This is a genomic window from Halogeometricum sp. S3BR5-2 (assembly GCF_031624635.1).
Lineage (GTDB): Archaea > Halobacteriota > Halobacteria > Halobacteriales > Haloferacaceae > Halogeometricum > Halogeometricum luteum.
This window is the reverse complement of the sequence record NZ_JAMQOQ010000002.1, coordinates 283,560-303,056: the sequence shown is the minus strand read 5'-3', so window position 1 is coordinate 303,056 and position 19,497 is coordinate 283,560. Positions and strand designations below refer to the sequence as shown.

19 protein-coding genes and 1 tRNA gene are annotated in these 19,497 nt (G+C 67.9%); 8 read left to right on the top strand and 12 right to left on the bottom strand.

All coding sequences use genetic code 11. The features are described from left to right. Positions 1-60: 60 nt before the first annotated feature. The 4 genes from NDI79_RS07955 to tgtA all read right to left on the bottom strand — a co-directional run bounded on the left by NDI79_RS07955 (position 61) and on the right by tgtA (position 4,544). Positions 61-2,112 carry a DUF7282 domain-containing protein gene (locus tag NDI79_RS07955; protein ID WP_310927942.1) on the bottom strand — a complete coding sequence of 684 codons (2,052 nt, stop codon included), beginning with the start codon at positions 2,110-2,112 and terminating at the stop codon, positions 61-63. 200 nt (positions 2,113-2,312) lie between these two features. Next, positions 2,313-2,618: a DUF8036 family membrane protein gene (locus NDI79_RS07950; RefSeq protein ID WP_310927941.1), complete on the bottom strand. Its 306-nt coding sequence runs from the start codon at positions 2,616-2,618 to the stop codon at positions 2,313-2,315. A 54-nt stretch (positions 2,619-2,672) separates the two neighbouring features. Next, on the bottom strand, positions 2,673-2,948 hold the full coding sequence (locus NDI79_RS07945; protein ID WP_310927940.1) for an ArsR/SmtB family transcription factor: 276 nt from the start codon (positions 2,946-2,948) through the stop codon (positions 2,673-2,675). 78 nt (positions 2,949-3,026) lie between these two features. Beyond that, positions 3,027-4,544, bottom strand: a complete 1,518-nt coding sequence (tgtA, locus tag NDI79_RS07940) for a tRNA guanosine(15) transglycosylase TgtA (RefSeq protein ID WP_310927939.1) — start codon at positions 4,542-4,544, stop codon at positions 3,027-3,029. A gap of 129 nt (positions 4,545-4,673) precedes the next feature. Between tgtA and NDI79_RS07935 the strand changes: the two genes are divergently transcribed. Beyond that, entirely contained in the window at positions 4,674-5,234 is a 561-nt protein-coding gene (locus tag NDI79_RS07935; protein WP_310927938.1) for a hypothetical protein, read from the top strand. 21 nt (positions 5,235-5,255) lie between these two features. Here NDI79_RS07935 and NDI79_RS07930 read toward each other — a convergent pair whose 3' ends face one another. From NDI79_RS07930 to NDI79_RS07915, 4 genes are all read right to left on the bottom strand, one after another. Beyond that, positions 5,256-6,074 carry a CPBP family intramembrane glutamic endopeptidase gene (locus tag NDI79_RS07930; RefSeq protein ID WP_310927937.1) on the bottom strand — a complete coding sequence of 273 codons (819 nt, stop codon included), beginning with the start codon at positions 6,072-6,074 and terminating at the stop codon, positions 5,256-5,258. A gap of 62 nt (positions 6,075-6,136) precedes the next feature. Continuing rightward, positions 6,137-6,706: an NUDIX hydrolase gene (locus tag NDI79_RS07925; RefSeq protein ID WP_310927936.1), complete on the bottom strand. Its 570-nt coding sequence runs from the start codon at positions 6,704-6,706 to the stop codon at positions 6,137-6,139. Positions 6,707-6,765: 59 nt separating this feature from the next. Then, entirely contained in the window at positions 6,766-8,034 is a 1,269-nt protein-coding gene (locus tag NDI79_RS07920; protein ID WP_310927935.1) for an aryl-sulfate sulfotransferase, read from the bottom strand. A 67-nt stretch (positions 8,035-8,101) separates the two neighbouring features. Continuing rightward, positions 8,102-8,497, bottom strand: coding sequence for a VOC family protein (locus NDI79_RS07915; protein ID WP_310927933.1), 396 nt, complete (start codon positions 8,495-8,497; stop codon positions 8,102-8,104). Positions 8,498-8,662: 165 nt separating this feature from the next. Here NDI79_RS07915 and NDI79_RS07910 point away from each other — a divergent pair, with 165 nt between their 5' ends. Continuing rightward, positions 8,663-9,649: a metal-dependent hydrolase gene (locus NDI79_RS07910; protein WP_310927932.1), complete on the top strand. Its 987-nt coding sequence runs from the start codon at positions 8,663-8,665 to the stop codon at positions 9,647-9,649. Positions 9,650-9,709: 60 nt separating this feature from the next. Continuing rightward, positions 9,710-10,015, top strand: coding sequence for a hypothetical protein (locus NDI79_RS07905; RefSeq protein WP_310927931.1), 306 nt, complete (start codon positions 9,710-9,712; stop codon positions 10,013-10,015). Positions 10,016-10,036: 21 nt separating this feature from the next. Here NDI79_RS07905 and NDI79_RS07900 read toward each other — a convergent pair whose 3' ends face one another. Together NDI79_RS07900 and NDI79_RS07895 are read right to left on the bottom strand one after the other, a co-directional pair. After that, complete coding sequence (locus tag NDI79_RS07900; RefSeq protein WP_310927930.1) at positions 10,037-10,759, bottom strand: profilin-fold protein; 723 nt, start codon at positions 10,757-10,759, stop codon at positions 10,037-10,039. A gap of 133 nt (positions 10,760-10,892) precedes the next feature. After that, positions 10,893-11,690: a ferritin-like domain-containing protein gene (locus tag NDI79_RS07895; protein ID WP_310927929.1), complete on the bottom strand. Its 798-nt coding sequence runs from the start codon at positions 11,688-11,690 to the stop codon at positions 10,893-10,895. Between the two features lie 234 nt (positions 11,691-11,924). Here NDI79_RS07895 and NDI79_RS07890 point away from each other — a divergent pair, with 234 nt between their 5' ends. Next, positions 11,925-13,118 carry a glycoside hydrolase family 5 protein gene (locus NDI79_RS07890; RefSeq protein ID WP_310927928.1) on the top strand — a complete coding sequence of 398 codons (1,194 nt, stop codon included), beginning with the start codon at positions 11,925-11,927 and terminating at the stop codon, positions 13,116-13,118. 341 nt (positions 13,119-13,459) lie between these two features. Here the strand turns inward: NDI79_RS07890 and NDI79_RS07885 are convergent. Together NDI79_RS07885 and trmY are read right to left on the bottom strand one after the other, a co-directional pair. Further along, positions 13,460-13,532: transfer RNA gene (locus tag NDI79_RS07885), tRNA-Pro, on the bottom strand. Positions 13,533-13,585: 53 nt separating this feature from the next. Next, positions 13,586-14,182 (bottom strand): tRNA (pseudouridine(54)-N(1))-methyltransferase TrmY, encoded by a 597-nt coding sequence (gene trmY, locus NDI79_RS07880; RefSeq protein ID WP_310927927.1) that lies wholly within the window; start codon positions 14,180-14,182, stop codon positions 13,586-13,588. Between the two features lie 371 nt (positions 14,183-14,553). Here trmY and NDI79_RS07875 point away from each other — a divergent pair, with 371 nt between their 5' ends. From NDI79_RS07875 to NDI79_RS07860, 4 genes are all read left to right on the top strand, one after another. Continuing rightward, the gene (locus NDI79_RS07875; RefSeq protein WP_310927926.1) at positions 14,554-16,251 is read left to right on the top strand and encodes an ABC transporter substrate-binding protein; all 1,698 of its coding nucleotides are present in this window, start codon (positions 14,554-14,556) and stop codon (positions 16,249-16,251) included. Between the two features lie 100 nt (positions 16,252-16,351). Beyond that, positions 16,352-17,350 (top strand): ABC transporter permease, encoded by a 999-nt coding sequence (locus NDI79_RS07870; protein WP_310927925.1) that lies wholly within the window; start codon positions 16,352-16,354, stop codon positions 17,348-17,350. 3 nt (positions 17,351-17,353) lie between these two features. After that, the gene (locus tag NDI79_RS07865) at positions 17,354-18,376 is read left to right on the top strand and encodes an ABC transporter permease (protein WP_310927924.1); all 1,023 of its coding nucleotides are present in this window, start codon (positions 17,354-17,356) and stop codon (positions 18,374-18,376) included. Further along, on the top strand, positions 18,377-19,492 hold the full coding sequence (locus tag NDI79_RS07860) for an ABC transporter ATP-binding protein (RefSeq protein ID WP_310927923.1): 1,116 nt from the start codon (positions 18,377-18,379) through the stop codon (positions 19,490-19,492). Positions 19,493-19,497 lie beyond the last annotated feature (5 nt).

Sequence of the window (19,497 nt, the reverse complement as noted above, 5' to 3'; positions counted from 1 at the left end):
CGGCGTCGCCGCTCGGCGGGTGATAGTCAAAAAATCGGAAGTCGGAGTCCCGCGTCTCGCTCAGTCGCGCCGGACCGCGAGGAGGGCCGCCGCGAGGAGGGCGACGACGGCGACGGCGACGCCGAATCCGGGCGTGCTTCCGTCGGTGCCCGTCGCCTCGCCGCCGTTCGTCTCCGTCTCCGAGGTCATCTCGGTATCGGTCATCTCGGAGGTGTCCGTGGCCATCTCCGTCTGAGTCATCTCCATCTCGGTACCCGAACCCATCTCCGTTCCGGTGCCCGACATCTCGCCGGAGAGGGACGCCTCCGCCGTGGCGACGACCGGACCGCCGCGGGCGACGTACGGCCCGTCGGCCTCGCCCTCGCTGGTGACGAAGTCGTACGCCTCGTTTCCGTTCGTGTCCACGTGCGCCATCGGGACGATGGTCGTCGTCTCCTCTAAGGGCGCGGAGAGTTCGACGGTGACGTTCTCGTGCGTGCCGGGCGCGAGGTACGCGGAGGTGCCGCGGACGCTGTCGAAGACGGCGCCCTCCGTCACCGAGGCGTCGTGGACCGTCACGAATCCGCCGTTCGCCAGCGTCACGGAGTCTACCGTGACCGCATCGCCGTCGGTCGTCTGGTTCGAGACGGTGACGACGGCGTTCACCGAGACGCGCGCGGTGTCGACGACGGCCTCACCGTCGGCCGTGTACGGGCCGTCCGCCTCGGGGAAGGTGTACTCCTCGTCGCCGTCGGTGTCCATGTGCGCCATCGGGACGAGCGTCTGCGAGGCGCGAATCGGTTCGTCGAACGTCACGGTGACGTTCTCGTGGACGCCGGGTTCGAGGTACTCCGAGGTACCGAGGATGCTACCCTCGACTTCGCCGGCGAACAGCGACGCGTCGTGGACGGTGACGAATCCGCCCTCCGAGAGTTCCACGCGGTCGACGACGACGCTGTGCCCGTCGGAGGCCTGCGGCATCATGTGGACGTCGGCGGAGACGGTCACGTCGGCCTGCGCGACGACGGGTTCACCGTCGGCCGTGTACGGGCCGTCCGCCTCGCCTTGGCTCTCGGGGAAGGTGTACTCCTCGTTGCCGTCCGAATCCACGTGCGCCATCGGAACCAGCGTCGCGGACTCGTTCAGCGGCGCGTCCAGGGAGACGCGAACGTCCCGGTGCAGACCGGGTGCGAGGTACTCGGAGGTGCCGCGGATGCTCTCGAAGACGGCGCCCTCGGTAACGGAGGCGTCGTGAACCGTCACGAACCCGCCCTCGGGCAGGAACGCGCTGTCGACGACGACGGACTGCCCGCCGGTCGACTGCGCGGCGAACGTCACGTTCGCCGTCTCCGAGGGCGTCACCTCGGCGGTGTCGACGACGGCCTCACCGTCGACCGTGTACGGGCCGTCGGTCTCCCCCTCGCTCTCGGGGAAGGTGTACTCCATGTCACCGTCCGAGTCCACGTGCGCCATCGGGACGAGGGTGGCGTCCTCCTCGACGGGCGCGTCGAGCGAAACGCGGACGTTCTCGTGGACGCCGGGGGCGAGATACTCGGAGGTGCCGCGGATGCTCTCGAAGACGGCACCCTCCGTGACGCTCGCGTCGTGAACCGTCACGAACCCGCCCTCCGAGAGTTCCACGCGGTCCACGACGACGGAGGCGCCGTCGGTGGGTTGGTCGCTCATCGACACCGTCGCGGCGACGGTGACGTTCGCCTGCGAGACGACGGGTTCACCGTCGGCGGTGTACGGCCCGTCGGTCTCGCCGTTGTCGGCGACGAAGTCGTAGACGCGGTCGCCGTCGGTGTCGAGGTGCGGCATGGCGACGAACGCGCCCGACTCGGTCAGGGGTTCGTCGAGGTGGACGGTGACGTTCTCGTGCGTCCCCGCGTCGAGGTACGCGGAGGTGCCGACGACGCTCCCGAGGACGTTGCCCTCGGTGACGCTCGCGTCGTGAATCGTCACGAACCCGCCCTCCGAGAGCGTCACGCTCTCGACGACGACGGTGGACCCGCCGGACGGTTGGGCGGCGAACGATACTGTCGCGTCGGACGACTGCTGTGCCGCCGCGCCCGCCGGGACGCCCCCGACGAGAACGACCAGCGCCGCGAACACTGCTAATGCGCGTTGCATACCCCAACCGGCGGACGATATTTAAAAGAAGATTTTCCGGACTCTCACCCAAATCCCTCCCCCTTCCGACCGTTTTCCGGTGTCAGAAGGACCGACGAAGCGTCTCCGCGGCCGAGAGTCGTCGAGAGAAACGCGGCATCCGGCGGAAAGGAAGAGCGGACGGGGAAAACGGAGGGGGCTGGCGGAGCGGAGTCGGCGCGTCAGTCGAACGTAATCCACGCGAGGAAGACGAGGCCGGCCGTCTCGAAGACGTGCAGGAGCATCATCAGTCGCCAGACGATGACGGGGACGGCGGTGCTGAACCACCCCGAGAGCGTCGGGTCGACGAGGTACATGTACAGCGCCAGGGCGTTCTGCGCGATGAGGAACGAGGCGAAGATGAGCAGACCCAGCGGGTGCTTCGATCGGAACTGGAGGTAGTTGCGGCCCCAGACGTACGCGAGCGCCAGCAGTAACAGGATGTTGACTGCTGAGGCGGCGCGCGCGACGTCAACCCAGATGCTCATTCGTTCTCCCTAGCCGGTTGCCGTTTAAATACACTTTCCCAAATCTGACCATGTTCACTCCATCCCCTCCAGAATCTCCTCTATCGTCTCCCAGTTCGACTGCGCCCGCGGGGAGGGCAGGTAGACGGCCCCGTAGTCGTCTCCGCTCCGTTGGACGACGTCGTTGTCCATCAGCACGTCGAGGTGGTGTCTGACCGTCTTGTAATCGAGGTCCAACTCCTCGGCGAGTTGGTTCGCGTTGCGAGGCCGTTCGTCGAGCGTCCGGAGGATGCGCGCGCGGTTCGCTCCGCCGCGCGTCCCCGTCAGCACGTACCACAAGACGGCCTCCATTGTCCCTCATAACTCGCGCACACCACCTAAGCCCACCGAAGATGTCGGAGAGGGTGAGAATCCGGCGCAAAGAGGGCCTCAGACCGTCTCGTCGGCGTCGTCGGGGGATGCGCCGTCGGGAGACACCCCGTCGAGCGGTTCCAGTTCGACGCCGTCGGGAACGCGGGCGAGGGCCGTCTCGGGCCACCCGTCGTGGGCGAGGACGAACTCGGTTTCGGGGTTCGCCTCGGCCAGTCGCGCGACGCCCTCCGCGGCCGCCTCGCGGGCGGCGCGGTCGGTCCGCTCGGGCACCTGCGCGGTGAGCGGGTACGTCTCCGAGAGGGCGCGCGGGAACGGGCCGAACGGCGGGAGGACGCGCCACGCCGCGTCGAAGCGGTCGCCCGTCGGCGCCCCGCCCTGCGTGAGCAGCACCGTTCCCGAGACGTCCAACCGGTCGAGTCTGTCGCGGTGGCGGCGCACCTCCGGGCGGCGGGCGCTCTCTCCGGAGAGGTAGAAGAACGACCCCTTCGAGACGGGGTCCTCGCGTTCGAGTTGGTCGGCGTGGTCGAGGAGGGCGCGGTAGCCGTCGAGCATCGCCGGGTGCGACCGGGCGCGCTCTTCGACCAGTTCGAGCAGGTTCCCCGACCGGATGGCCTGCTTCACGCGCCGGAGTTCCTCGAAGGAGACGTGGAGGTTGTGTTCGGCGAGGAGTCGCTCCTGCTCCTCCCCCTCGGCCGCGCGCAGGTCGTTCGGCGAGTGCTCGGCGCAGATGGGGCACGAACAGGGCAGGTAGTCGAGGTCCTCGAGGTGTTCGGTGCCGCGGACGGTGAGGTAGCGACCGTCGCGGGCGTAGAGGGCGTAGGCGGCCGAGTCGAACAGGTCGCAGCCCATCGCCACGGCGAGGGCGAACATCATCGGGTGGCCCGCGCCGAACAGGTGGACGGGCGCGTCGCGGCCGAGTCCGCGCTTTGCGCCCGCCACCGCGTCGACCATGTCGTCGTAGCGGTAGGCGTTCATCAGGGGGACGACGGCGCCGACGGGGAACACGTCCAACTCCGTCGCGTACGCCGTCCGGCCCGCCTCCTCGCGCAGGTCGGGGTACGTCGACCCCTGCACGGGCGCGTTGACCAGCATCTCGCCCGTATCCACCGCCTCGGCGTCGCGCAGGGCCTCCTCGGTGACCGCGAGTTCCTCTTCGGCTTGCTCCCGGGAGACGTCCGGCGGCGTCGGGATGTCGACGGGCGTGCCGATATCGGTCCCGATGTCGTACTGGAACTCCAGAATCTCGCGGGTCGTCACGGAAATCTCGCCGTACTCGGCGAGTTGGAACGACCCCGAGTCGGTGACGATTGCGCCGTCGAAGCCGAGCATCTCGTGGAGGCCGGTTTCGAGGGCCTCCTCGCGCAGGTCGTCGTTCTTGTGGATGATGTAGGAGTTCGTGATGAGAATCTGCGCCCCGAACTCGCTCTCGAGGCGCGCGGGCGACACCGTGACGATGTTGGGGTTGACGACCGGCATCAGGGCCGGCGTCTCGACCGTCACGCCCGCGCGGGGGACGTCGAGTTCGCCGATTCGGCCGGCGGCGTCCCCGTCGCGTATCTCGAAGTGGTCGCGCATGGTCGGGCTTTCCCGCCGGCGTTGCTAAGGGTTGCGTTCGGCCGGCCGTCACCGCCGGGCGAAGGGTCGCGTTCGGCGGGCCGTCCTCCCGAACGAACGTTCAAGTCACAGAAAGAACAACTCCGCGTCGTGCCCTCCGACGCCGCAGGCGCGCGTCCGCAGTCGGCCGAGACCGAGTGGCCGCGAGTCGAGTCGTTTCGAATCAAGGACGGCCGCTGTCTCGTCGACGACACCTACCTCCACGTCGAGTCCTCGTACTGGGGCTACTACCGGAACCTCTACGAGGACTACTGGTCGGCGGGGTGGTTCGGGAAAGTCGCTTTCCTGTCGGTGACGTTCGTCGTGCCGTACGGACTGTGGTCGCTCGCGCGTCTGCTCCGCGACCCGTTCGGCTGGCCGGCGCTCGCCGCGTTCGGTGCCATCGCGCTCATCGCTCTCTTCGGTATCTATCGCCGCGTCGTTCGGGGATACACCGCCGCGAGTCGCATTCCGTTAGCGGACGTGCGCGTCGTGGAGACCAATCGCGGGATGAAAGGGCTCACACAACCCCGCCTGCTCGTGGTGTACGACGCCGACGGCGCGACGCGAAGGCGGTATCTGGCGCTCCCGTCGCTGTACGCGACCGACGGCGAGGAGCGGTTCAGGGAGGCGAGGCGGGTGCTCGGGCGGGCGGGTCTGCGGGTGGAGTGAGGTCGGCGAAAGACCCGGCGCTCAGCCGAACAGCAACGCCGCCTGCTGTTGCATCTCCCCGCCGAAGCGCACGAAGAGGTAGAGCCCCGAGAACAGCGTCGCGTTGTACGCGCCGTGGGTCAGGGCGGGGACGACGATGTTGTCCGAGAGTTCGTAGACGGCGCCGAAGACGAGCGTCGGGAGGACGAGCACCGCGATGCTGATGAGGCGCGCGGAGGGGGCGCCCGACAGCGAGAAGTAGTGGATGGACGCGAAGATGAGGCTCGCGACCGGAATCGCCACGACCGCCGGGAACCGCTCGCGGATGCGGTTCTGGACGACGCCGCGGTAGAGCAGTTCCTCGCCGGGGCCGATGAGCAGGAACGACGCCGGGATGAGCAACAGCAGCACCTCGGGGTTCTCCATACCGATCTGCGCGGCGTTGTTCGTCCCGCCCTCGGCGCCGACCGAGGAGATGACGACCGCCGCGGAGAACGCCAGTCCCAAGGCGAGGAAGTAGCCGCCGACCACGTAGGCGACCTCGCGGAGCGACGGCACGCGGACGCCGACGTAGGAGATGTCGAAGTCGCGGTACCACAGATAGAGGAGGGCGACGCCGCCGAACCCGACGCCCGTCGCCAGCGCCAACGAGATGACGATGCTCAGGACGGGGGTTATCGGGACGCCGGCGAGGGTCAAGGCGAGGCCGGCCGCGAGCACGAGTATCGAACCGACGGCGATGCCGAGACCGGCCAAGAGGACGGCGACGAGGAGCGCCCGGACGCGGGCGCGGAGCGAGCGTGCGTCCGAGTCCGGCGAGACGGAGGACCCGGACGAGGACGTTCGTGGGTCAGTGGACACAGCGGACGTTGGGTTTCCGCGGGCAAAACGATTCGTGCTCCGGTGACGGTCTCACGACTCGGTCAGCGCCAGCGCTCGGCGAGTTCGTATCTGAGGACGCCGGCGAGCGTGCGGCCGTCGCGCAGGTCGCCGTCCAGCGCCGCCGCCAGCAGGTCGTCGTACGCCTCGACGGCGACCCGGATGCTCTCGTTGAAGTCGAGATTCCGTTCGCCCGTCGGTTCGCACTCGCGCGCGACGAAGTGGTGGTGGACGCTGTTCAGGAGGCCGTTGGAGGGTTCGACGGCGCCGAGATACTCCATCGACCCGGCCTCGTAACCCGTCTCCTCTTCGAGTTCGCGCCGCGCGGCGGCCCCGACGTCGTCGTCGTCGGGTTCGAGCGACCCCGCGGGCAGGCCGCGGTTCACCCGACCGACCGCCTGGCGCCACTCCTCGACGAGCACCACGTCGCCGTCGGGGGTGAAGGGGAGAATCACGGCCGCCGCGGGTTCGTCCACGTAGTGAAAGTCCGTCTCGGTGCCGTCGGGGAGCGTCACCTCGTCCCGCCGGACGTCGAACCCGGGGCAGGAGTAGTCGATTTCGGTGTCGGTCGTCTCCCACGTCAGGTCCTCGTCGGCGTCCGCGTCGCGTTCCATACGCCGTCTCCGACCGGGCGCCGCAAAAAGCCGCGGGACGCCGGTCTCGGGAATCCCGACTATCGGTCCCTGACGATTAGCACGGCGCCCGCCAACGCCAGCACGACGGAGACGAGCGTGATGGCGACGTGGAGTTCGGTGAACCAGAAGGGCGTCTGCAGTCCGGTCTGGAACACCACGAGGAGCAGCGAGAGAACGGGGATATCCCCGCTCCCGCCGTCGCTCGCCGCGCGGTCGAAGGCGTACCGCTGGCCGCCGACCGTCTCGCCCTCGGGGAGCCGTTCGGCCTCGTAGGGCACCTCCGGCGTCCCGTAGCTCCACACCGTCTCGCCGGACTCGTTCACCTCGACGATGCGCTGGTTCAGCGAGTCGGTGATGAGCGTGTTCCCGTTCTCCAAGCGGTCGGCGTCGCGGGGCCAACTGAACTCGACGCCCTCGGCCTCGTAGAGGCTCCACGCCGGCTCCCACGCGCCCGTCGACTCGTTGCGGTGGAGTTCGACGACGCGGTCGTTGTGGCTGTCGGCGACGAGAACCGAGCCGTTACCCAGCCACTGCGGGTTGTGCTGCTGGCGGAGCAGTTGCGGGTCGCCCATGCCGTCCCCGTTCTCGTCCTCGTTGATGACCTCCACGACCCCCTCGCCGCGTTCGATGATGACGAGTTGGTGGGCGTTCCGCACCGAGACGAGATAGCGGTCCTCGCCGATGACGTCCACGTCGTTGATGTGGAGCCAGTCGGTCCGCGTCGGGTCGTCCGGCGCGTCGTACATCGAACTCGCGTTCCACTGCCAGGTCACCTCGCCGTTCCGCACGGTGAACACGCGCTCGTACTCCATGTCGGTCACGAGGTACTCGCCGGAGTCGAGTCGCTCGACGTCGTGCACCTCGCTGTTCCCCCGCGTCCGCACGGGGAAGGAGTACTCGTAGACGATGTCGGCCCCGCTATCGGTCGGGTCGAGGATGCGGAACCCGGTGTGCGTGCACGGCGAGTCGTACGGGCCGCACTCCTCGTAGCCGGAGTCCATGAACCCCGCCATGACGCTGCCGTTGTCGAGCATCGTCACGTCGAAGTAGCTGTCAGTCTCCGCGGCCCGCCACTGCATCTCGCGGCCGTCGAGGAGGTACACCGACCCCCGTTCGTGGAGGCCGGGGCCGCCGCCTTGCGACCCCACGAGCGTCTGTCGGGTGCCGTCGCCTGTCCCGTCGCCGGCGCCGCCGACGTTCGGTGCGAGGGCGGCGCTGACGACGAGCGAGGAGACGAGGAGCGCGACGCCGAGGACGACGAGCGCCGTCCCGGTCCGCCGCGACGTGTCCGGGCGTAGTCCGGTCATCGGTTACCGGTGACTGGACCCACGGCGACGAAAAGCGTTCGGTCCGTCGGCCGCCTCCGAGGGGCGGTCAGTCGCGCGCCGCTTTCAGTTCGAGCGTGTAGCCGAACGGGTCGGTGACGTAGACAGCGGGGGCGACACCCGTCGCGCCGAGCGGTTCCAGTTCGCGGTCGACGTCGACGCCCGCCTCGTCCAGTTGGGATTTCAGCTCCTCGATGCCGGCGTCGACGCGGAGGGCGAGGTGGTCGAACCCGTCCCCCGCCGACGCCTCGAACGACTCGTCGGGTTGGAGGTGAAGGACGGCGCCGGGCGCGAGGCGCACGGAGAAGAAGGGCTTGTCGCCCGACTCGTACAACTCGCGGTTCTCTATCGCCAGTCCCAGTCGGTCGCGGTAGAACTCGACCGCGGCCTCGACGCCGTCGGCCGGGATGTGGAGGTTCGCGTGGTCTATCTCGGTGACGTCCATACGGGGACGGACGGCCCCGAGCGACGTAGGTTCCGGGGGCGGCGGCCGCACAGGAGAAAAGATTATAGCCCGTTCGGCGGTTCTCTCACGACAACCGATATGTCTCGACTCGCCCGCGCGTCCGCCGCCGAACCGTCCGCGCCGACGCCGCGAGCGAGCGCGTAGATGTTCGTCGGCCACGAGTTCCTCGCGTTCGCCCTCGCCGGCGCCGGCGCTCGATTCGTCGGGAGCGACGCGCGCACCGCCCTCGCCGCGGGGTTCGTCGCCGCCCTCTGCGCGCTTCTCCCCGACCTCGACGTCGCCTACGGGTTCGCGACGTACCTGCTCGCCGTCGGGCGCGGGGCGCCCCTCTCCTGGGAGGCGTTCTGGGTCGTCGCCAACGGCGTCCACCGGGTCGTCACGCACCCCCTGCCCGTCGGCGCCGCCGCGGCGTGTTGCTTCGCGGCCGCCGCCGCGACCGGCCGCGTCCGCGACGCGCGGGCCGACGCCGGCGCCGTCCCCGCGACGGCCGCCGTCGCTCTCGCCGTCGGCGCTCTCCTCGTCTCCTCGCTCGTCGTCCCGGCGGTGGCCCGAGTCGCCGGCGATGCCTCGGCCGTCGTCGCCGTCGTCTACCTCGCCACCGCCGGCCTCGCCGGTCTCGCCGTCGCCCGGCGCACCGTCGCGCCGGTGGCCGTCCTCGCCGCCGCCGCGGGCGTCGGCTTCCTCTCGCACCCCTTCGGCGACGTCTTCATGGCCGCGCCGCCGCCGTTGCTCTCGCCGTTCGCCGCCTCGCCGCTGACCGGTCGGGTGACGTTCGCGTCCGACCAGACGCTGAACCTCCTCGGCGTTCTCTTCGTCGAGGCGGCGACGGTGTGGGCGGGCTTTCTCGTCTTCCTCCGCCTGACCGACCGCCGCCTGCGCGACGCGTTCGCGGGATGGGCCGTCCTCGGCGTCGGCTACGCGCCCGCGGCGTTCCTGCTCCCGCGGCCGACGATGGTGGACGCGCACGTCCTCGGGTTCACCGTCGTCCCCCTCGCCGTCGTCGTCGGCGCGACGGCCGCCGAGTGGGGGACCGGGTCGCGGGCCGACCGCGCGGTGCGCGGCCTCGCGACCGGACTGGCGACGCTGACCGTGGCCGCGGGGGCGTACCTGCTCGCGTACCTGCTCGCGTGAGGGCCGGCGCGACGACGAAACGGCGAAACAGGAAAGCGGGGGCGACGCGAACCGCGGACGATGAGCGAGACGCCCGGACCCCTGCCGTCCGTCCGTCGGGCGACCCTCCACGGCTACGTCACGGTGTTGCTCGGGACGCTGCTGGTCGCGTTCGGCGCGCTGTCGGGGCCCGCAGTCGGTCGGCCGACCGCCGAGTTCGGCGGTATCGTTCTCGGCATCCTCGCGGTCGGAAGCGGTGTCGTCGGCCACATCAGACCGGAGCGGTTTCCCCGCGGAACCGAGTCCGCACCGACGTCCCTGTATCTCCTCGCCGGCGTCGCCACGGTGGCGTTCGCGTTCGCGATGGTCTCTCTGTCGTCCGGCTGACTCGGGCGAATCGGCGGAAAATCAGAGCGAGACGCCGTCGAGGTCGGACTCCAACCCGTCGACGTGGTCGTTGTACGACTCGACGAACGCCGCGAAGTCGCCGACGAGGCGGCGCACGTCCGGCGCGGCGGGCGGTTCGTACTGCGAGAGGAGGTAGACACCCCCCTCGCCGCCGACCCGGAGGTACGACGCCCGGTCCACGTCGCGCTTCAGTTCCCAGCGGGTGCCCGAGACGGTGGTCGCGAAGGTGCCGTAGTCGGTGCCGTCGTAGCGGTGCAACTGGACGGCCATCTCGTCGCACACCTCCCGAATCCGGCCGACCACCCGGTCGCGTTCCGCGACGACGGCGTCCGTCCCGCGGGGGTCCGGGAAGTCGGTGGACACGTCGTCGAGGACGCCGGACAGGGAGTCGACGTGGTCGTTGTACGACTCGACGAACGCCTCGTAGTCCCGCATCGCCGTCGCCAGTTCCGTCGGGTCCGGCGGGCGTTTCGTCGAGACGACGTACGTATCGACGCCGCCCCGCCCCTCGAAGCGGAGGTACTGGAGGGCGCCGCCCTCGTACTTGAGCGTCCACGCCCCCCGTTCGGTCTTGAACGAGCGCTGTCCGTAGTCGCCGCCCTGGAGGAGGGCGAGTTCGCGCGCGATGCGGCCGGCGTGGGACTCGACGGCGGCGACCACCTCGTCGCGTCGCTCGGCGACGGCGTCGGCGTCCGCGACGTCGAAGTCTATCCCCTCAGTCATTCGTGTCGGGGGAGGGCAGCGACGGGGATAACGCCTCTGAACGGCGGCGTCGGCGGAGCGTCGGCGGGGGCCGACGGCGAAAGACGGGGACCGAAAAGAAGTGGAATCGAGATGTTCGCGGGAAGGGAGGGCCTCAGTCGACGATGAACTGGGTCGCCACCTCCAGGACCTCCGCCCGGCCGAGGGCCTCGTCGACCACGTTCGGGAACGGACTCATCCCGTTCAGGTAGTTGATGAACGCCGCGTGACGGGCCTCGACGCTGTGGACGCCGAGCGCCGCCGAGAGGATGTCGTCGTCGCCGATGTAGGGTGCCGCGCCCGCGTAGGCGGCGACGCCCGTGTTCTCCAGCGCCTGCGCCGTCTGGAGGAACGCCGTCGGGTCGTCGGTGACCATCGTGTCGAACTCGTACTCGGCCTTCTCGACGGGCGTGCCGCCGAGGTCCTCGATGACCGACTCGAGCGTCTCGACGTGCGCGGCCTCGTGCTCGCCGATCTGGGTTAGCTGGTGGTAGATGGGTTCGCGGACGCCGTAGGGGAGCGGCTCGAACATATCCGCGGAGATGATCGTATCCTTGCTGTAGTAGCCGCCGAGCGACTTCAGGTTCTGCTGGTAGAACGCGTCTTCGAGGTGTTCGAGGGTGAGCGCGTAGTTCAGCACGTCGACGTCCCAGATGCCGGAGCCGGCTATCTCGCTCGCTCCCTCGGAGTCCTCGCTCGACTTCTCGTCGCTCATCTCCTCGCCCTTTCCGTTCCCGTTGCCCTCGTGGTCGGCCGCCACGCCCGAGGTGCCGAACGCCAGCGCGCCGATTCCCGCCGCGGTCGAACCCGCGAGGAACCCGCGCCGCGAGGTGACCGCTTCTTGGACCGACTCTACGCCCGAATCGAACGGCGACCCGTTCGTTCCGCCTTCCGTGTTGTCTTCGTTCGTCATCAGTAATCACGCGCCGAAGCGCACCTGCAACTGCGCCTGTCGCTTAAATGAGGATTTTCCGAACTCCCACCCAAATTCGTACTTAGTCATGCTGTACGAAATAAACTCGGGAGAGTAACTCTCTCCTTCGAGAGTGACAGCGCGACGGGAGTGATGCGCCGGCGCGTCCGTCCGTCGACGGGGACCTTCGCCCCGCGTGATTCATAGGCGTCCGTCCCGAACCGGCGGACGGTTATGGGACGCGGTGGTTCGGGGCCTGACACGTCCCGGTCGAGACGGCGGTTCCTCCGGCGGGTCGGCGCGGGGACGGCTTCGACGCTCGTCGCTCTGAGCGGGTGCGGTCGACCCGACGCCGGACCGCGGCCCCCGGCGACGGAGACGGAGACGCCCGCCCCGGATACCGCCACCCCGACGGCGACGACGGCGGAACCCGAGCCGTCCCCCCTTCTCGACGTCCGCGGCGCGGTGTACTTCCCCTCTCGGACGTTCAACCAGTATCAGGCGTGGGAGCAATACGACCCCGAGGAGACGGTTCGGGACCTCTCGTACGCCCGGTCGGTCAACCTGAACGCCCTCCGGACGCTCGTCAGCTACGAGTACTGGCGGGACAGCCCCGAGGAGTCCCGGCGGAAACTCGATCACCTGTTCGCGGCGGCCGCCGAGCGGGGAATCCGGGTGCTCCCGGTGCTGTTCGAGAGCATCGGCGAGGAGCCGACTTCCGAGAACCTCCACGACCGGGACGTCCTGCGCAACGGCGCGATTCGGTCCCCCTCGCACGAGGTCATCCGGAACGAGAGCGAGTGGACCGGCCCCCACCAGTTCGTCCGGTGGTTCGTCGGGCGGTACGGCGACCACGACGGCCTCCTCGCCGTCGAAGTGATGAACGAACCCGGCGAGTGGGACGACCGGGTCCGGTTCTGCCGGGCGATGCTGCAGGCGGCCCGCGGCGCCGACCCGGACGCGCCGCTCACGATGGGCAGCGTCGGTCTCTCCAACAACCTTCAGTACGACGACCCGCCGCTCGACGTCTTCCAGTTCCACTACAACCTCCCGCCGACGACGGCGCACATGGAGGCGGCGCTGGCGGAGGCGTCCCGGCTATCGCGGGAGACGGAGACGCCGGTGTGGCTGACCGAGTGGCAGCGCACCCGTCAGGAACCTCCGGACGTGCTCGTCCCCAACTACTCCTCGCTGGCGGCGACGGTGCGCGACGGCGACGTCGCCGGCGACTTCTTCTGGCAGTTGATGCTCAAGCCGGCGTACGGCTACGTCCAGCGGGCGAAGGGGCGCCTCAACGGGCTGTTTTACGAGGACGGCTGGGTGTACTCCGCGGACGACGCGCGGGCCGTCGCGGGCGAGGACGGCGAGTGGAACAGCCGTCAGACGTGGCCCGAGTGGGCGCGGGAGCTCCGCCGGAGCGACGAGTGAGGCGGCGGCGCGGAGTGGAGTAGAGTCGACTCGCGAACGCTTCGCGTCGCTCACGGGCTTCGCCCGTTCGCTCCGAGACGGCTTGCCGCTCGCTTCGCTCGCGTTTTCCCGTCTCGCTCCGCTCGTCGGTGAGAATGCGGGAGAAGTGGGCCGCCGTGACTGCCGTCACGGGCCGCCGCTCACGGCGTTCGCGGCGACGGCGCAGATTGCGAACTCGGGAAGACGCAGCGCGAACGAAGTGAGCGACCGTCTTCCCCGCTCGAATCTGCTCGGCGTATTTTTCGCACCCCACTACGGACACTCGTCGCTGCCGCTCCTCGTGTTGCGGAGTGGGGTGAAAATGGGCCGGCGCAGATTCGAACTGCGGTTACGGCCACCCGAAGGCCGAAGGATACCAAGCTACCCCACCGGCCCGCACCTCGAACTGAGTCCTGCGGCGCGTTTAACAGTTGTGATTCGCGGTGTCGTCAGTACGTCGTGAAACCCGCCGTGTCGAGGTAGTTGTGGACGACGGTGACGGCGTGGTCCGCGTGCAGCACCTCCGGACCGAGGCGGACTCGCTCGTCGGCGGCGTCGGCGAGGAGGGCGGCCTCCTCGTCGGTGAAGTCGCGGTGGTCCGAGAGGACGAACACCGGATTTTCGGGGGGTTCCACGTCGACCACCGGGTCGCCCGACTCGTGGAGTTCGACGACGGTCCCCTCTTCGGCGACGGCGTCGAGCGTCGACTCGAACCCCATCCGGCGGAGAGTCACGCCGGGACTGGCCTCCGCGGGCATGTGGCCGATGGCCTCCTCTCGGACCTCCAACGCGCCGCGTATCAGCGCCGCCGTGCTCCGCTCGTCGGGGTTGAGGCGCCGCACCTCCGCGCCGTCGAAGCGGACGGTGTACTCGTCGCCGAGGACCAGGTGGACGCGGACCGACTCCCGAATCGCGTGCGAGAGGAAGAACGCGGAGTTGACGCACCGGCACAGGACGTCGAGGCGTCCCGCCGCCCCCGCCAAGTCGTTCAGCGAGAACTCGGCGGTCGTCGGGGCGTCGTGACCGATGATGACGAACTGTCGCATACGGGGTCGTCCCGCCGGGCGCCTAAGGCTCTGTCCTCTCGCCTCGGAGTGGAAGAGACCCTCGACCACCGACCGGTAACGATAACGAACGATGTGGAGAGACCGAACCGAACGAACGCGGAGAAGGGAGTCAGCGAAGAACACACACGAGCTGTTCCTCCGGATACTAATGCGGAATAGTGGTAAAACACCGAACCAAGTGGCAGTTTGCCAACATACTTTCAATCGTAACTGTATTTTGAGAAAAAAGCCGTTTCCGAGCGATTCACCCGGGTTAGAACAAGATTTGCCTGTACCGGAGAACATTCGTTAGGTATTTACCCGGCCAGTTGGTGAGTCTGGGTATCCATCGGCATAAGGTGTACTAACTCATGTCAGACAAACATAGAACCTTTCACAGCAAACTGAACCGCCGTCGCGTTCTCCAGGGACTCGGTGGCGTAGGCATCGCGGGTCTCGCCGGCTGCGCGGGCGGCTCCGACAGCGAGACGGAGGGCCAGAGCGGAACCGGCACCGGCGGCGGGAGCGCCACGGAGGACGAGAGCACGGACGGCGGAAGCTCCGGGTCCGGCGGAAGCCTCCGCATGGCGCTCGTCAAGAGCCCCATCGAGTTCGACCCCATCGTCCTCAACGACGTTCCCTCCTCGCAGGTCGTCGACCGGGTCGTCGAGGGCCTCTACACGTACGACGAGGGCACCGGGGTCGTCCCGCTCCTCGCCGACGGCGAACCGACCGTCGAGAACGGCGGGCAGCGCTACACGGTGACGATTCAGGACGGCGCGACGTTCTCGAACGGCGACCCCGTCACGGCGAGCGACGTGAAGTACTCCTTCGAGGCGCCGGTCGACGAGCAGACCCCGAACGCCTCCGAGGTGAACATGGTCGACTCCATCACCGCGGTGGACGAGAAGACGGTGCAGTTCGACCTCCAGTACCCGTTCGCGGCGTTCATGAACACGCTGACGTGGTACGTCGTCCCGCAGTCCGTCCGCGAGGAGGACACCGACGCGTTCAACACGGGCGACGCGCTCGTGGGGTCCGGTCCGTTCGTCTTCGAGGAGTGGCAGGAGGGCAACTTCGTCCGCCTGTCGGCCAACGGGGAGTACTGGGGCGACCCGCAGCCGAACCTCTCGGAAATCGAGTTCGTTCCGGTCGAGGAGGCGACGACGCGGGTGACGACGCTCCGCAACGGCGAGAACGACGTCATCGAGGAGATTCCGCCGCAGCAGTACACGACGGTCCGGAACAGCATCTCCGACGCGAGCATCAGCGAAGTGCCCGGTATCGGCTACTTCTACGCGGCGTTCAACTGCAACGAGGGGCCGACGACGGACCCGCTGGTCCGCGAAGGTATCGACTACGCCTTCGATATGGACCAGGCGGTCAGCAACTACGTCGAACCGACGGGCGTCCGCCAGTACAGTCCGCTGCCGAGCGCCGTCGCGGAGGACTGGGGTTTCCCGGTCGACCAGTGGAGCCAGATTCCGCGCTCGAAGGACGTCGACCAGACGAAGGCGCTGTTCGACGAGGCCGGCGTGCCGGACGACTACTCGTTCCGCATCATCGTGCCGCCGGACGACAAGCGCCAACAGATCGGTATCACCATCTCGAACGGCCTGCAGGAGGCCGGTTGGGACGCGAGCGTCCAGCGCCTCGACTGGGGCGCGTTCCTCGAACAGTATCTCACCGGGAACGAGGACGACTACAACGTCTACACGCTCGGCTGGTCCGGGACGCCCGACCCCGACGCGTTCACCTACTACATGTTCGGAGCGACCGAGGACACCCTCGGAGTCACCGACGGGACGTTCTACCACGATTCGAGCGAGCAGGCGGCGACCGCCACGGAGAAGTTCGTCGAAGCGCGGAGAACGAACGACCAGGCGACGCGGAAGCAGCTCTACACGGAGGGCATCACGACGGTGCTCGAAGACCGCGCGCACCTGCCAGCCTACAACCTCAAGAACAGCTTCGGTGTGAAAGACTACGTCAGCGACTGGCACGCGCACCCGGTGAGCAGCTTCACACTCGCGACCGACTACAACAACGTCTCCGTCAACCAACAGTAAAGCGCCGATACGGAGGCCGAGACGCCATATTTATGTACGAACCAACCGCTACCCGACGTTCAGATACCTACATGAACACAACTCCGCGTGTGGTCTGACGATGGGACGCCTGCGCTACACCATCAGTCGACTGCTCCAATCCGTCCCCGTGATAGTCGGTGTGATCACCATCACGTTCTTCCTCACCGACGCGATTCCGGGCGACCCCGTATCGATCATGCTCGGCCCGTCGCCGAGCGCACAGCAGGCCGCCGCCATCCGAGCGAAGTTCGGACTCGACCAGCCGCTCTACGTCAGGTATTTCAACTACCTGTTCGACGTACTTCGGCTGGACCTCGGGACGAGCCTCTACTACCAGGTGCCGGTCACGCAGAAGATCATGGAGCGGCTGCCGGTGACGATGTACCTCCTGCTCGCCAGCTTCACGTTCGCGCTGGTGACCGCCGTTCCGCTCGGCATCGTCTCGGCGAAGCGCCGCAACCAGCCGACGGACCACATCTCGCGGGTCGTGGCGCTGTTCGGCGTCAGCACCCCCTCGTTCTGGATCGGTCTGATGCTGATCATCGTCTTCTCGTTCTGGCTGGGCTGGCTGCCGGCGACGAACATCATCCTCCCGTGGACCGGCCCCGCGAACGTGGACGGGGCGAGCAACCAGATAGAGGTGATAATCGAATCGCTCCGGCACCTCGTCATGCCGATGATAACGCTGGGGACGCTCCAGATGGCGGCGTTCACCCGTATCGAGCGCTCCTCGATGCTCGAGGTGCTCGGCGAGGAGTACGTGAAGCTCGCGCGGGCCTACGGCGTCAGCGAGAGCAAAATCGTGCGCAAACACGCCTTCCGGAACGCGCAACTGCCCCTCATCACGCTGGTCGGCCTCCAGTTGACGAGCGCGCTGGGCGGGGCGGTGCTGACGGAGACGGTCTTCTCCATCAACGGGATGGGCCGTCTCATCATCACGGCCATCCAGAATCAGGATTTCCAGCTCGTGATGGGGACGACGCTAGTGTTCGGACTGGCGTTCGTCATCGGCGTCATCATCACGGACCTCTCGTACGCGTACGTCGACCCGCGCGTCTCCTTCGACGGGGGTGAGTGACGCATGGCGACACAAACCGGAACGAACCTCGACGCGGACGAGAGCGGCCCCGAACAGCCCGAAGCGCGGGTCGGTCTGCGGTACACGCTCTCGCAGGTGAGGCGCGACCCGACGGCGCTCGTCGGACTCGGAATCATCGTCGTCATGAGCGTCGTCGCATTCATCGGGTTCGTCGACGGCGTTCTCTTCGACTTCCTCGGCGGCTTCGAGGCGTTCGCCAACATGGGCGTCCACCAGTACGTGCTGGCGGAGACGTTCTGGATCAACCCGGCGAACGACCCGAGCAACGCGCAGATACTCCGTCCCCCGGTGTACCTGACGAACCAGGTATACCCCGAGACGCCCGGCACGTGGGCGCACCCGCTCGGCACCGACCACCGCGGGCGCGACATCCTCGTCCGCCTGTTCTACGGCACGCGCATCGCCATCACCGTCGGCATCGTCTCGACGGGTATCGCGCTGGTGCTCGGGACGCTCGTCGGCGCCGTCGCCGGCTACTACGGCGGTTGGATCGACGACGCCCTCATGCGCGGCTCCGAGACGCTGTACGCCATTCCGTTCCTCATCCTCGTCATCGCGTTCATGACCGCGTTCGGACGGCGACTCTCGTACGCGATGATCGGCATCGGCATCGCGACCATCCCGACGTTCGCCCGCCTCATCCGCTCGCGCGTGCTCTCGGTGCGCGAGGAGGACTTCATCGAGGCGGCGCGCGCCGCCGGGGTGCGCGACCGGAACATCATCCTGCGGCACGTCGTCCCGAACAGCTTCGCGCCCGTCCTCGTGCAGGCGACGCTCCAGATCGGCGTCAACATCCTCATCATCGCCGGTCTGTCGTTCCTCGGCTACGGCGCGCAGCCGCCGACGCCGTCGTGGGGACAGATGCTCTCGAACTCCCGGCAGTACATGCTGCCGAACGCGTGGTTCAGCATCTGGCCCGGCATCGCTATCCTGATCACCGTCGTCGGCTTCAACCTCATCGGTGACGGCCTGCGCGACGCACTCGACCCCCGGATAAACAACTGAATGAGCGAACCGATACTCAAAGTCGAAAATCTGAAGACGCAGTTCTTCACCGAGGAGGGGACCGTCCGCGCGGTCGACGGCATCTCCTTCGAGGTGAACGAAGGGGAACTCGTCGGCCTCGTGGGCGAGTCCGGCGCGGGCAAGTCCGTGGCGACGAGTTCGATCATGCGGCTCGTCGAAGACCCCGGCGAAATCGTCGGCGGCACGGTGACGTACAAAGGCAAGAAACTCGTCGACTTCGAGGAGGGACCGGACGGCGAACTCCGGCGCTCCCCGGAGATGCTGTCGAACGAGGAGATGCGCAAGCAGATCCGCGGCAAGGAGATAGCCATCATCTTCCAGGACCCGATGGAGGCGCTGAACCCCGTGTTCAAGGTCGGCTCGCAGCTCCGCGAGTTCATCGAGATAAACCGCGACGTGAGCGGGAAGGAGGCCAAGCGCATCGCCGTCGACATGCTCCGGGAGGTGGGTATCCCCGAACCCGAGAAGCGCTACGACAGCTACCCCCACCAGTTCTCCGGCGGGATGCGCCAGCGCGTCATCATCGCGATGGCGCTGGCGTGCGAACCCGACCTCATCATCGCCGACGAACCGACGACGGCGCTCGACGTGACCGTCGAGGGGCAGATTCTGGACCTCGTCGAGGAACTCCAGCAGAAGTACAACACCTCGTTCGTCTGGGTCACCCACGACCTCGGCGTCGTCGCGGAGATATGCGACCGCGTGAACGTGATGTACCTCGGCGAGATAATCGAGCAGGCCGACGTGGACGACCTGTTCCACAAGACGCGCCATCCGTACACGGAGGCGCTGTTGGACTCCATCCCGCGGCCCGACCAGTCGGTCGACGAACTGAACCCGATAACGGGCGTCATGCCCGAGGCCATCAACCCGCCGTCGGGCTGTCGGTTCCACACCCGCTGTCCCGACGCCCGGACCGTCTGCAGGGAGGTCCACCCCGAGTATCAAGACGTGAGCGACGCCGACGAGGCGACGCACATGGTCTCCTGCGTGAAGTACGAGAACGTCGGCTACGACGACGCCGAACCCCTCGAAACGGAGGCGACCGGCGCGTTCAGCGGCGGTCTCGTGGAAGCGCGGGGTGACGGACAGTGAGTCGC